This window comes from Streptomyces sp. JLSY215 (assembly GCF_059682825.1).
The window spans coordinates 1,979,346-1,992,662 of the sequence record NZ_CM185022.1 but is presented as its reverse complement, the minus strand read 5'-3'; the positions used below and the strand labels follow the sequence as shown (position 1 = coordinate 1,992,662).

The 13,317-nt window shown below is 72.5% G+C and carries 11 protein-coding genes; 9 read left to right on the top strand and 2 right to left on the bottom strand.

Features of this window, described 5'->3' with window-relative positions; translation table 11 throughout:
- Nucleotides 1–363: 363 nt before the first annotated feature.
- Genes AC5677_RS08950 through AC5677_RS08935 form a run of 4 tightly spaced genes read left to right on the top strand, consistent with a single transcriptional unit; the run spans nt 364 to nt 4,241 of the window.
- A complete protein-coding gene (locus tag AC5677_RS08950) occupies nt 364–2,889 on the top strand; it encodes a sensor histidine kinase (protein ID WP_497194486.1) in 2,526 nt (841 codons plus the stop codon).
- A complete protein-coding gene (locus AC5677_RS08945) occupies nt 2,886–3,311 on the top strand; it encodes a roadblock/LC7 domain-containing protein (RefSeq protein ID WP_497194485.1) in 426 nt (141 codons plus the stop codon). Before AC5677_RS08950 ends, AC5677_RS08945 begins: the two co-directional genes overlap by 4 nt.
- Complete coding sequence (locus AC5677_RS08940; protein ID WP_497194484.1) at nt 3,308–3,649, top strand: DUF742 domain-containing protein; 342 nt, start codon at nt 3,308–3,310, stop codon at nt 3,647–3,649. Before AC5677_RS08945 ends, AC5677_RS08940 begins: the two co-directional genes overlap by 4 nt.
- Entirely contained in the window at nt 3,633–4,241 is a 609-nt protein-coding gene (locus tag AC5677_RS08935; protein ID WP_497194483.1) for a GTP-binding protein, read from the top strand. The genes AC5677_RS08940 and AC5677_RS08935 overlap by 17 nt, the downstream gene beginning before the upstream one ends.
- Before the next feature lie 48 nt (nt 4,242–4,289).
- Here AC5677_RS08935 and AC5677_RS08930 read toward each other — a convergent pair whose 3' ends face one another.
- Nucleotides 4,290–5,234, bottom strand: a complete 945-nt coding sequence (locus tag AC5677_RS08930; protein WP_497194482.1) for an ABC transporter substrate-binding protein — start codon at nt 5,232–5,234, stop codon at nt 4,290–4,292.
- Between the two features lie 142 nt (nt 5,235–5,376).
- Nucleotides 5,377–6,465 carry an LLM class flavin-dependent oxidoreductase gene (locus tag AC5677_RS08925; protein ID WP_497194481.1) on the bottom strand — a complete coding sequence of 363 codons (1,089 nt, stop codon included), beginning with the start codon at nt 6,463–6,465 and terminating at the stop codon, nt 5,377–5,379.
- A 537-nt stretch (nt 6,466–7,002) separates the two neighbouring features.
- Between AC5677_RS08925 and AC5677_RS08920 the strand changes: the two genes are divergently transcribed.
- The 5 genes from AC5677_RS08920 (at nt 7,003) to AC5677_RS08900 (ending at nt 13,094) form a co-directional block, all read left to right on the top strand.
- On the top strand, nt 7,003–7,899 hold the full coding sequence (locus AC5677_RS08920) for an amino acid ABC transporter permease (RefSeq protein ID WP_497194480.1): 897 nt from the start codon (nt 7,003–7,005) through the stop codon (nt 7,897–7,899).
- Nucleotides 7,896–9,806, top strand: coding sequence for an FAD/NAD(P)-binding protein (locus AC5677_RS08915; RefSeq protein ID WP_497194479.1), 1,911 nt, complete (start codon nt 7,896–7,898; stop codon nt 9,804–9,806). The genes AC5677_RS08920 and AC5677_RS08915 overlap by 4 nt, the downstream gene beginning before the upstream one ends.
- Nucleotides 9,803–10,573 (top strand): amino acid ABC transporter ATP-binding protein, encoded by a 771-nt coding sequence (locus AC5677_RS08910; RefSeq protein WP_497194478.1) that lies wholly within the window; start codon nt 9,803–9,805, stop codon nt 10,571–10,573. Before AC5677_RS08915 ends, AC5677_RS08910 begins: the two co-directional genes overlap by 4 nt.
- Before the next feature lie 104 nt (nt 10,574–10,677).
- Nucleotides 10,678–11,712 (top strand): LLM class flavin-dependent oxidoreductase, encoded by a 1,035-nt coding sequence (locus AC5677_RS08905; protein WP_497194477.1) that lies wholly within the window; start codon nt 10,678–10,680, stop codon nt 11,710–11,712.
- The gene (locus AC5677_RS08900) at nt 11,712–13,094 is read left to right on the top strand and encodes an NtaA/DmoA family FMN-dependent monooxygenase (protein ID WP_497194476.1); all 1,383 of its coding nucleotides are present in this window, start codon (nt 11,712–11,714) and stop codon (nt 13,092–13,094) included. Before AC5677_RS08905 ends, AC5677_RS08900 begins: the two co-directional genes overlap by 1 nt.
- Nucleotides 13,095–13,317 lie beyond the last annotated feature (223 nt).

The following is a 13,317-nucleotide window of genomic DNA, read 5'->3' as shown; positions in this document are numbered from 1 at the left end:
TTCCGCCCCCTATCGTCGTGCATGATGCGGAGGGTGTGCCAAGTGGATAGCCGCCGCACGGGGGGTTCGTGACACATCTGGTGCAAAGAGGGTGGCGTGTCGTCAGTTCCCGCGCCCCTAAAAGGAACTGACAGTGCGATGGGCATCACGGTCGGTACCCGCCGGTGATGTCGACAAGTAGTCACAGGAAGCCGAATCCAACCCTTGGGTCGGTTCTGGCATAGGACCAGGGCAGATGTTCGCGACGCCCAGGGGTGCCCGCGATATAGACCGATCATCGGGTGACTGACCCACGGGAGGGTCGTTGACACGGATGCAGATTGACGTCTGCATCCCGAAAGATCCCTTCCGAAAGATCAGGACGTGGAAACTCAGACCACGGAAGCCAGGTCACAGCGCTTCCGCACGGCGTTCACGGCCACCGTCGTGGCACCCCGCACCATCCGCGCCAAGCTCATCCGCATCCTCACCGTGTCCCTGGTGATACTCCTGGCGCTGCTGGGCTTCTCCGCGGCCCGGCAGGTGGGCGACTACGGCAACGCCGGCGCCACCGCCGAGGACGCCCATCTCTCCGAGGCCCTCCAGGGCTTCATCCATGAACACCAGAAGGAACGCGGCCTGACCACCGGCTATGTCGGCGGTGTCCGGGAGTTCCGCGGCCGTATGCACGCCCAGCGGAAGCTCACCGACGCCGCGCGCAAGAAGGTGGACCGCGAGCTGGCGGGCCATCATGACAGCGCCGCCGACGCCGTACGCGGCGCCCTGGGGCGGGCCAACGCCCTCCAGGGCATCCGCGCCGCCGCCGACAACGGCTCCGGCGAGGTCACCCGGACGTACAACTACTACACCGACACCAACGTCGCCCTGAACCGCCTCGGCCTGGGCCTCGTCGAGGTCCGCGACGGCGTACTGCGCTCCGACTACCAGGCGCTCCAAGTCCTGGGCAGCGCGAAGGAGTTCATGGGCCAGGAGCGCGCCATCGTGCTCGGCTCGCTGCACTCCGGACGGTTCCACGGCGACGACTACACCCGCTTCATGACCGCCCGGTCCGGACGGCTCTCCGCCCTGGACACCTACCCCCAGTGGGCCGACGCCCGGCAGCGGCGCGAGCTCGACAGCGCGCTGCGGACCCCGGCCGCCCAGCAGGTCTTCGGATACGAGAAGGAGATCGTGGCCGGTCGCGGCCGGCTGCCCCGCGCCGGTGAGGTGCCGCCGACCGCCTGGTACGACGCGGCGACCGCCACCCTCAACGGGCTGCGCACCGTGCAGAAGGACCTGGGCAAGGACATCACGGACCGTGCGCACGTCCTCCAGGGCGAGGCCACCCGCACCCTGGTGCTCTTCGGGCTGCTGGCCCTCGGCTCGGTCCTGGCCCTCGGCGGGCTCGCGGTCGGCGCCGCCCGCTCGGTCTCCGGACCGCTGGGCGCCCTCACCCGGCAGGCCCGCGAGGCGGCCACGACCCGGCTGCCCGCCGCCGTCGCCCGGGTCCAGGCCGAGTCCGGCCGGCCCGAACCACTCGGCCCGCTCGCCGTCCCGCGGGGCGCCGGCACCGAGGTCCGCATGATGGCCGACGCCTTCGACCAGATGCAGAAGGTGGCCTACGACCTCGCCACCGAGCAGGCCGTACTGCGCCGCAACGCCACCGAGTCGCTGGTCAACCTCGGCCGCCGCAACCAGAACCTGGTACGCCGTCAGATCAGCTTCATCAACAAGCTGGAGCACGAGGACGCCGACCCCGCCACCCTCGCCAACCTCTTCGAGCTGGACCACCTCGCCACCCGGATGCGCCGTAACGCCGAGAGCCTGCTGGTCCTCGCCGGCGAGGCGAGCCCGCGGACCTGGGCCACCCCGCTGTCCGTCACCGACGTCATCCGCGCGGCGCTCTCCGAGGTCGAGGAGTACCGCCGGGTCAAGCTGCGCCGGGTCGACGCCGGCTTCGTCAGCGGCACGGTCGTCTCCGAGATCGCCCACCTGCTCGCCGAGCTGGTCGAGAACGCGCTGAGCTTCTCGCCGCCGGACACCGATGTGGAGATCGAGGGCCGCCGCACCAGCGCGGGCTATCTCGTCGCGATCGTCGACCACGGCACCGGTATGGGCACCCAGGCGATGGCCGAGGCCAATGTCCGGCTCTCCGGCAGCGCCAGCTTCATGGCCGAACCCACCCGGTTCCTCGGCCACTTCGTCGTCGGCGCGCTGGCCCGGAAGTGCGGCATCGAGGTACGGCTCGGCGAGGCGCCGGCCGCCGGCACCGTCGCCCGGGTGCTCATCCCCGCCACCCTCCTGGCGGACTCGGCCGCGGCACCGGCCGTACCCCAGGTGCCGGACGTACGGAAGGCACCGGAGGCGGCGCGGCAGAACGCCGGAGAGAAGGGCGCAGGAGAGAAGGACACCGGAGAGAAGGGGGAGTCCGCGGTGGCCGACGGGCAGGCCGGGCAGGCCGGGAAGGCCGACGGGGCGGGTGCGGCGGCGCAGGGGGAGCGGGCCGAGCGGCCCGCCGAGACCCCGCCGCGCCCCCGGGAGGCCCGTGACGCCGGACAGGGGGCGCCCGCCGGACCGCGCGGCTCCTCCGCCGCCCGTACCCGCAACGGTCTGGTCAAGCGTGCCAAGCGCAGCTCCATCCAGTCCGCGGTGAACGAGGCCGCGCCGTCCCGCTGGCAGCAGGAGGCCGCCCCGACGCCGGACCGCAGCCCCGACGAGGTGTCCGGGATGCTCGCCACGCTCCGCAGCGCTCATATGCGCGGCGGAATCAGCGTGGAGAAGGAGAAGGAGAAGGAAAAGGAAAAGGAGAAGGAAAAGGAGCGGGAGCGGCAAAGGGAGAAGGAGCAGGCGCGGGCCAACGCGCAGGGCGCGGAACCGGCGGGGGCCGCACGGAAGGGTGAGCAGAAGTGAGCGTCGATCTCCACAACGATTCCCAGACCTTCAACTGGCTGCTGGCCAACTTCGTCCGCAAGACGGACGGGGTGCGCGACGCCGTGGCGGTCTCCTCGGACGGTCTGCTGATCGCGGTGTCGGAGGGCCTGGGCCGTACCGACGCCGACCATCTGGCGGCCGTGGTCTCCGGGCTTTCGAGCCTGGCGCGCAGCGCCTCGCGCCGGTACGAGTTCGACGGCGTCAAGCTCATCATGATCGAAATGGGCCGCGGCTTTCTGCTGGTCTCCGCGATCCGGGACGGCAGCTGCCTGGGCGTGCTCGCCGACAGCACCGGCGAACTGGGCCTGGTCGGCTACGAGATGGCGGTGCTCGCCGAGCGGGCCGGGGATCTGCTCAACCCGGCGCTGATCGCGGATCTGCGGCAGGTTCTGCCGCGATGAGCGAGGAAGCCGATGAGGACGCGCTGTTCGTCCGGCCGTTCATCATGACCGGTGGCCGGGCGGAGCCGATGCACGACGGACTGCGTCTGGAGACGCTGGTGGTGGCGGTGCCCGATGCGCCGCTCGCCTCGCTGGAGTTCGAGCGCCGCCGGATCGTCACGCTGTGCGCGCAGCCGACGATGGTCGCCGAGGTCGCGCAGGGGATCGGGGTGCCGCTGGGCGTGGCCAAGGTCCTCATCGCCGATCTCGTCGTCGGCGGACTGCTGGTGTGTCAACAACCCACGGAGCTGCCGCTCCATGTCCTGGAGAGGATCAGGGACCATGTCCGGGCGCTCTGACAAAGCCGCACCGCTCGCCGTGAAGATCGTGATCAGCGGCGGTCTCGGTGTCGGCAAGACCACGTTCATCGGCGCGATCTCGGAGATCGAACCGCTCGACACCGAGGCCGCCATCACCCAGGTCTCCGTCGGGGTGGACTCGCTGGTCGGCGTGGAGAACAAGACCACCACGACCGTCGCGCTGGACTTCGGCCGGATCACCCTCGACCCGACGATCGTCCTCTACCTCTTCGGTACGCCGGGCCAGGACCGCTTCTCGTTCCTGTGGGACGACCTGGTCGAGGGCGGGCTGGGGGCCATCGTGCTGGTCGACACCCGGCGGATCGAGGACTCCTTCCCGGCGCTGGACTACTTCGAGGAGCGCGCCACGCCGTTCGTCCTGGCCGTCAACCGCTTCGACGGGGCCCAGCACTTCGAGCTGGCGGAGGTCCGGGAGGCGCTGGGGATCGACGCCGGGGTGCCGGCGATCGCCTGCGACGCCCGCGACCGCTCCTCGGTGCGGGACGTGCTGGCCGCGCTGATGGACCAGGTCGTACGGCGGCACACGGTCGGCGGCCCGGCGAAGGCGAAGGCGGGGGCGACGGCCCGGTGACGTCACGGGGCGGGCGGGCCGTGCCGGAACGGGCCGCCCGCCCCGCGCTCACCTGATCTCCGGCGGACTGATCCGCGACTCCTTGACCGCCGACGCGCCGGTGCCCCACTTCTTCAGGATCCGGTCGTAACTCCCGTCCTTCTTCAGCCGGTTGACCGCCGCCTGGACGGCGGGCGCCAGCGGCGTCCCCTTCTTGAACGCGAAGCCGACGTCCAGCCGCTTGAACTCATTGAGGAACCGCAGCCCCGGCTGCTGCTTCACCGCATAGCGCAGCCCGTTGATGGTGCTCATCACCACATCCGTCCGGCCCTGTTGCAGCGAGATCCACAGCGCACCCGATTCGGCGTACGTCTTCACGTCGTACGGCTTCCTGCCCGCCTCCTCGCACAGGTGCCGGTTCTCCTCCAGCGTCGCCTCGAAGGTGGTGCCGGCGCCGGTGGCGACCGTCAGCCCGCACAGCTGCCGCAGCGAGGTCACCTTCTTCAGCGGGCTGTCCTTGCGGGCCGCGAAGCCCTGGCCGTCGTTGATGTAGGTGACGAAGTCGATGGTCCGGCGGCGCTCGTCGGTGACACCGAAGTTGCCGGTGCCCAGGTCGTACTTGCCGCTGCCGAGGGCCGGCAGGATCGCTTCAAAGCTCGCCACCTCGCGCCGCAGCCGGATGCCGAGGACCTTCGCGACGGCGTCGGCGAAGTCGACGTCCTGGCCGACCAGGGTCTTCCCGTCGGGCAGATAGGTGGTGCCGGGCGGGGTGCCGACGCTGGTGGCGAGGGTGAGGGTGCCGCGCCTGCGGACCTCGGCGGGCAGCAGCCGGGCGGCGGCCGGGTCCTTCTTGATGCCCGACACCACGTCCGTGGTGGGGATCTTGGCGGCCGCAGGTCCCGCCTTGCCGTCGGCCGGCGGTTCGCCCGAGCCGCAGGCGGTGAGCGCCAGGACCGCGGTGGCCAGGAGGGCGGCGGCGCGCAGGGCGGCGGTGCGGGGCGTGGTGGTGGTCATGGGCGCGAGCCCTCCAGATGCGCTGGGTGTTCCGGATGCGTCAGATGCTTGGTGAGTTCCTCCAGCAGGGGACGGGCTGGGGGAGGGCCTGTGACGGTGGTGGGCCGCACCGTCGGGCCGCCGGCCGGCCGGGGCGCGGTGGTCACCGGGCGCCCTCCGTGGCGAGCGGCGGCCGTGCGGGCGCGGGCGCGGCCGGCCACGGCAGCGGGTCGGGCAGCTCCGCGCGCAGCTGCGGCAGCACCTCGGCGGCCGTCAGCCGCAGGACGTCGGCCTTGCGGTCGAAGGGCAGCCCGGCGCTCTCCACGGAGAAGAACTGCAGCGCATGCCCGTAGGCGTCGTGCTGCTGGAGGATCTTGTCGGCGATCCGCCCGGGGGAGCCGACGAGCACCGGGCCGTGGTCGGCGGCGTCGTCCAGGGTCCGGAACGGGGTGTTGTTCCCGGGCACATCGCGGGCGGCGACGGCCGTTTCGTAGTACGGCGCGAAGTCACGGCGGGCGGTGCGGTCGTCGGCGGCGGCGTAGAGGATCCCGCCGGAGGCGACCAGGGCCGCCGAGGGATCGTGCCCGTACTCCTCCCAGCGTGCCCGGTAGTGGTCCAGCAGCCTGGCGTAATTGGCCACCGGCTGGATGACGTTGGCGGAGAAGACCGGATCGCCCCACAGCGCGGCCAGCTCCACCGAGCGTTCGCTGGTGGCGCTGCCGTGCCAGATGGTGGGCGGCTGCTGGTACGGGCGGGGGAGTGCGGTCACCTCCTCCAGCGGCGGCCGGAAGCGGCCGGACCACGTCACCTTCTCCTCGCTCCACAGCCGCCGCAGCAGCTCGTAGTTCTCCTCCTGCAGCGCGTACTGGTCCGAGGCGTCGCGGCCGAAGAGATGCCAGGGTTCGGGGGCGTTGCCCTTGCCGATGGTCAGTTCGAGGCGGCCGGCGGAGAGCTGGTCGACGGTGGCGTAGTCCTCGGCGACCCGAACCGGATCGAGGGTGGAGAGCACCGTGACGGTGGTGAACAGCCGGATGCGATGGGTACGGGCGGCGATCGCGCCCAGCACCGCCGGCGGCGAGCTGGACAGGAACGGCGCGCCGTGCCGCTCCCCGACGCCGAAGGCATCGAACCCCAACTCCTCGGCCAGTACGGCGAGTTCGACCACCTCACGGAGGCGTTCGGAGGGGGACGGAAGGCGCCCGGACAGCGCATCCGGGACATTGTCGATCAAGGTCATGACGCCGAAGCGCATACCGCGCCCTTCTCTGAGCGGGGAGGGAACCGCGCGGGCGGCACCCGGGAGGGAGCCCGTGCGGGAAAGGGGAAGGGGGAAGGGGGAAGGGGGAAGGGGGAAGGGGGAAGGGGAAAGGCAAAGGTGACAGGCGAGGGGAGGGGTGTGCGTCCGCACGGCGGCGCACGGTGTGAAGGCGCGGTGACAGGAGGAAGAACCGCGAAACGGCCCGGCCTCAGGGGCGACGGGCTTCAGGGCAGGGCGTCAGCTCAACAGGACGACGACCACACGCGACCGAAGTCGATGTGGTCGCGGGTGACCAGCCGCTGCCATGAGTACATGGACACAAGTGGAACAGGCATCCGTTTCCGCGTCAACTGTCTCCCGGTGCGCCGTTCACAGTGTGGACGGCCTTGACAACCGGCCGTGTCGACCCCATAGCCTCAAGGGCCGGTTCGTGCTGAGGGGCGCGGCCCGGCGGCGTTCCGCGGAACGCGCTCCGCCTGTGTGAAGGCGCTCAACTCCCGTGTTCGATCACTGAATCCACGGAGCCTTCGCATGTCCTTGGCAGACTCAGCCTCCGACACCCTCGCCGAGCCGGCCCCGCCCCCGGCCCCCACCCCACCAGGCCGTACGAGCCCCACGGACGCCGACGGGGCGGTGCGCATCGTGCCCCGCCGCCGCACCGGCCAGTGGGCCGCGGCCGCCGCCGTCCTCGTCCTGCTCGCCCTGGCGGCCCTCTCCGTGATCCGCAACGACGCCTTCCAATGGGACGTCGTCGCCGACTACTTCCTGACCGCCGCGGTACTGCGCGGCCTCGGCCTGACGCTGTGGCTGACCGGGCTCGTGATGGTGCTGGGCTTCGCGCTGGGCACCGTGCTCGCCACCATGCGGCTGTCCGCCAACCCCGTGCTGCGCGGCGTCAGCTGGGGCTATGTCTGGCTGTTCCGGTCGATGCCGATCCTGGTGCAGCTGCTGTTCTGGTTCAACATCGGGGCGCTGTACCCGACGGTCCTCGGCATCAAGACCGTCAATCTCCTCGGCCCGGTCGCCATCGCCGTCATCGGCCTCACCCTGCACGAGGCCGCCTATGCCGCCGAGGTCGTCCGCGGCGGCATCCTCTCCGTCGACAAGGGCCAGCTGGAGGCCGCCCAGTCGCTGGGCCTGGGCGCCTGGCGGCGGCTGCGGCGGATCGTGCTGCCGCAGGCGATGCGGGCGATCGTCCCGCCGGCCGGAAACATGCTGATCGGCACCCTCAAGGGCACCTCCATCGTCAGCGTCATCGCCGTCCAGGACCTGCTCTACTCCGTCCAGCTCGTCTACCACCGCACCTACCAGGTCATCCCGCTGCTGCTGGTCGCCACCCTCTGGTACGTCGCCGTCACCTCGGTCCTCGGCATCGGCCAGTACTACGTCGAGCGGCACTACGCCCGCGGGACGGCCGGTGCCCGATGAGCCGTGCCGCGCGCCCCTCCGTGGTGATCGTCGGCGCCGGGCCGCGGGGCACCGGACTGCTCGGCCGGATCGCCGCCAACGTCCCCGAGCTCTACCGCGACCGGCCCCTCGACCTGCACGTCGTCGACCCGTACCCGCCCGGCGGCGGCCGCATCTGGCGGCATGACCAGTCGCCGCTGCTGTGGATGAACTCCACCGCGGAGGACGTCACCATGTTCACCGACGAGAGCGTGGAACAGGCGGGCCCGGTATGGCCCGGCCCCTCGCTCGCGCAGTGGGCCCAGGCGGTACGGACCGGCGAGATCCGCCTCCCGCCCGGGGCCGGGGACACCCCCGCCGCACCCGGCCTCGCCGACGCCGTCGCCGCGCTGGGACCGCGGGACTTCCCCGGCCGCCGGCTGCAGAGCGCGTACCTGGGCTGGGTGTACGAGCGGTCGGTGGCCGCGCTGCCGCCGGGGATCGCCGTACACGAGCACCGCGACACGGCCGTACGGATCACCGGGCCGCGCGACGGCCGCCAGGAGGTATGGCTGCGGGGCCGCCCGACGCCGCTCGCGGCCGACCTGGTGGTCCTCACCCTGGGCCATCTGGAGTCCGAACTCACACCGCAGGAAAAGGAGTTGGGTGACTTCGCGGGGCGTCACAGCCTGACGTACCTGCCGCCCGCCTTCACCGCCGACGCCGATCTGAGCGCGCTGCGCCCCGGCGAGCCCGTCCTCGTCCGCGGCTTCGGGCTGGCCTTCATCGACCTGATGGTCCTGCTGACCGAGGGGCGCGGCGGCAGCTACACGACCGCCGCCGACGGCACACCGGTCTACCGGCCGTCGGGACGCGAACCGGTCCTGTACGTCGGGTCGCGGCGCGGCGTCCCGTACCACTCCAAGATCGGATACGAACTCGACGGCGAACGGCCGCCGGTGCCGCGCTTCTTCGGGCCGGAGCAGGTCGATGCGCTGCTCGCCCGGTCCGGGGAGCTGGACTTCCGCCGCGACGTCTGGCCGCTGATCGACAAGGAACTGGGCTTCGCCCACTACCACCGGCTGTTCACCGCCCACCCCGATCGCACCCGGATGCACTGGCCGGACTTCGAGGAGAAGTACGCCGCCGCCGACCCCGGCAGCGCCGAGCTCCAGGCCCTGGCGAGCGCCGCCGTCCCGGACCCCGCCGACCGCCTCGACCTCGAAGCCCTCGACCATCCGCTGGCCGGCGTCCGCTACCGGGACGGCGAGGCCCTGCAAGAGGGGCTGCGCGGCTACATCGAGGCCGACCTGGCCCGCCGCCACGACCCCGCACACAGCCCCGACCTGGCGGTCTTCCTCGCGCTGCTGTCCGTCTACGGCCAGCTGATCCGGATCGGCGACCGCGGGCCCTGGTGGCACGGCTTCTTCAGCTATCTCGCCTCCGGCCCGCCGGGACCACGGCTGCGGCAGCTGCTGGCGCTGTCCCGCGCCGGGGTGGTGCGCTTCCTCGGCGCGGACACCACCGTCACCGCCGATGGGCGGCGCGGGGTGTTCCGCGCCGGGAGCGCCGGCGTGCCGGGGGAGTCCGTCGAGGCCCGTGCTCTGGTGGAGGCCCGGCTGCCGGAGCCGACCGTCGCGCACACCCGCGACGCGCTGCTGCGCGGCCTGTACGCCCACGGCGCGGCCGTGACGACCGGCGGGCTGCTGGCCGTGGACCCCGCCGACGCCCGGATCCTGGACCGCTCCGGCCGCCGCCCGCACCCGCGCCGCTTCGCCCTCGGCCCGCACACCGACGCCCGCTCCGCCGGCGCCTTCGCCCGCCCCCGTACCAACGCCCCCGCCTTCCGGCAGAACGACGCCACCGCGCGCGCCCTGCTCACCTTCCTCCGGGACGGCACCGCCGAGCCGGCGTCCGCCCCCGTATCCGCCCAGGGAGCCACCCGATGAGCACACACGGCGCAATGGTCGAGGTCCGCTCGGTCCGCAAGAGCTTCGGCCCGCTGGAGGTGCTCAAGGGGGTGGACCTGGACGTCCGCAGCGGCGAGGTCACGGTCGTCCTCGGCCCGTCCGGCTCCGGGAAGTCCACCCTGCTGCGCGCCATCAACCACCTGGAGAAGGTCGACAGCGGCACGGTCAGCGTCGACGGCGCGCTGGTCGGCTACAAGCGCTCCGGCGACAAGCTCCACGAGCTGCGGGAACGCGACATCCTCAAGCAGCGCACCCAGATCGGCTTCGTCTTCCAGAACTTCCACCTCTTCCCGCATCTGACGGTCCTGGAGAACCTCACCGAGGCACCGGTCTCCGCGCTCGGCCGCCCGAAGAAGGACGCCGTGGCGACCGCCGAGAAGCTGCTGCAACGCGTCGGGCTCGCCGACAAGGCCGACGCCTACCCCCGCCGGCTCTCCGGCGGCCAGCAGCAGCGCGTCGCCATCGCCCGCGCGCTCGCCCTGGAGCCCAAGCTGCTGCTCTTCGACGAGCCGACCTCGGCGCTGGACCCGGAGCTGGTCGGCGAAGTCCTCGACGTCATCAAGGACTTGGCGCACCAGGGCACCACCATGATCGTCGTCACCCATGAGATCGGCTTCGCCCGCGAGGTCGCCGACACCGTCGTCTTCATGGACGGCGGACGCATCGTCGAACAGGGCCCGCCCGGCCAGGTCCTCGACAGCCCGCGCCATGAGCGCACCAAGTCCTTTCTCTCCAAGGTCCTTTGACCACGGTCCTTTGACCAAGGCCCCTTGGGCGACCCGACCCGACCTGGCTCATTCCCCTCCGACCCGACCCGACCCGACCCGTCCTGACCCTGAGGAGTCCCACGGTGAACAGCCGTCGCCCCCTCCCGCTCGCCGTCGCGCTGGACACCCCCGCCCCGTCCCACGGCCCCTTCGACGCCGCGCACTACGTCGCCCTCGCCCGCCTCGCCGAGCGCGGCGGCCTCGACTTCCTCACCCTCGGCGACGGCTTCGCCCGGCCCGGACCCGACGCGCTCGCCGTACTGGCCCGCGTCGCCCCCGCCACCCGGCACATCGGCCTGGTCCCGACCGTCACCACCACCCACACCGAGCCGTTCCACGTCTCCACCGCCGTCGCCACCCTCGACTGGGTCAGCCGCGGCCGGGCCGGCTGGCACGTCGAGGTCTCCACCACCGAGGCCGAGGCCGCGCTGACCGGCCGCCGCCGGGCCGCGCCGCCCGCCGAGGCCTGGCGGGAGGCCGGCGAGGTCGCCGATGTGGCCGCCCGGCTGTGGGACAGCTGGGAGGACGACGCCGAGATCCGCGACCGGACCACCGGCCGCTTCCTCGACCGCGACAAGCTGCACCACGTCGACTTCACCGGCACCGCCTTCACCGTCCGCGGCCCCTCCATCGTCCCCAGGCCGCCCCAGGGCCGGGCCGTCATCGTCGTCGACGCCACAGGTGCCGGCGACGCGGACGACGGCGCGGACGGGACCGACGCCGCCGGCGAGGCCGTACGGGAGGTGGCCGCGGCGCACGCCGATGTCGCCCTCGTACGGGCCGAGGACCCGGTCACCGCCGCCGCGGCCCGCGCCGCACTGCGCGAGCGGGCCCGGCTGATCGTGCTCGCCTCGCTGCCGGTCACGCCGGCCTCCTCTGGCGACGCCGCCGGGCTCGCCGACCTGATCGGCGACTGGCACGCGGCCGGCGCCGCCGACGGCTTCCATCTGCGCCCCGCCGACCCCGCCCGCGCCCTCCCCCTGATCGTCGACGGCACCGTCCCGCTGCTGCGCCGACGCGGCCTGCTGCGCCGCTCCTACACCGGCACCACACTGCGCGACCACCTCGGCCTGCCGCGCCCCGCCGGCCGCTACGCCCCCGCCCGAGAGGCCTCGTGATGAGAACGGCCCGCAGCGGACCGCACCGCAAACAGATCCATCTGGCCGCCCACTTCCCCGGCGTCAACAACACCACCGTCTGGGCCGACGCGCCCGCCCGCCCGGCCACCACCCCGGCGGCAGAGGCCCCGCCCCACCCCGCCCTCGGCAGCCAAATAGCCTTCTCCTCCTTCGAGCACCTCGCCCGCACCGCCGAGCGCGGCCTGTTCGACTTCTTCTTCCTGGCCGAGGGGCTGCGGCTGCGCGAACACAAGGGCCGCATCCACGACCTCGATGTGGCCGGCCGCCCCGAGTCGATCACCGTGCTCTCCGCGCTGGCGGCCGTCACCGAACGCCTGGGCCTGGCCGCCACCGTCAACGCCACCTTCAACGAGCCCTATGAACTCGCCCGCCGCCTCGCCTCCCTCGACCACCTCAGCGGCGGCCGCGCGGCCTGGAACGTCGTCACCACCTCGGACGCCTTCACCGGCGAGAACTTCCGCCGCGGCGGCTACCTCGACCGCGCCGACCGGTACACCCGGGCCGCCGAATTCCTCGGACTGGCACGGGAGTTGTGGGATTCCTGGCCGGACGGCGGCGCGCCCCGCACGGTCGACCACCGCGGCGAGCACTTCACCGTCCGGGGCGAGTTCACCGTCCAGCGCAGCCCCCAGGGGCACCCCGTCGTCATCCAGGCCGGGGACTCGCCCGAGGGACGGGAGTTCGCCGCCGCCCGCGCCGATGTCGTCTTCACCCGGCACAGCGGCCTGGAGGCGGGCCGCGCCTTCTACGCCGACGTCAAGGGCCGGCTCGCCGCGTACGGCAGACGGCCCGAAGACCTCAAGATCATGCCGGGCGTCACCTTCGTCCTCGGCGACACCGCGGCCGAGGCCCAGGAACGGGCCGCGGAGATCCGCCGCCGGCAGGTCTCCCCGCAGAACGCCCTGCTCGCCCTGGAACAGATCTGGGGCGTCGACCTGTCCTCCTACGACCCCGACGGGCCACTGCCCGACATCGACCCGGACCCGGACAGTGAACTGGCACAGGGCCGGGTCAAGATCGCCGACCCCAAGGCGGTCGCCGACCGATGGCGGGCCCTCTCGCGCGCCAAGGGCCTGTCGATCCGGGAGACCGTGATCGAGACCACCGGGCGCCAGTCGTTCATCGGGACACCGGAGGCCGTCGCGGCGGAAATGACCGAATTCGTGGAGAGGGACGCGGCCGACGGCTTCATCCTCGTCCCGCATCTGACGCCCGGCGGTCTCGACCCGTTCATCGACCGTGTCGTCCCGCTCCTCCAGGAGCGCGGGGTCTTCCGCACGGCGTACGACGGCCGGACGCTCCGCTCCCACCTGGGACTACCGGAGCCGACGCGCCCGGCAGGGCAGGACGCACGGTCATGAGCACCCCGCTCCGGTGAACGGAACCGCCGCGCGTGCCGGTCCGTCCCACCTCCGACCGAGGGGGTCAACCCACCGCCCCGGCAGCCGCAAGAAGGCTGCCGGGGCGGTGTGCCGGGTGCGGCGCCCGCCACCGGGGCGCGGCCGACATATTTCCGAGGCCCTCTTGCGCTGCGGGGGCGGTGCCCCCGACACTCCGGACCAGCGCTTGTCAGGGGCACGCTGA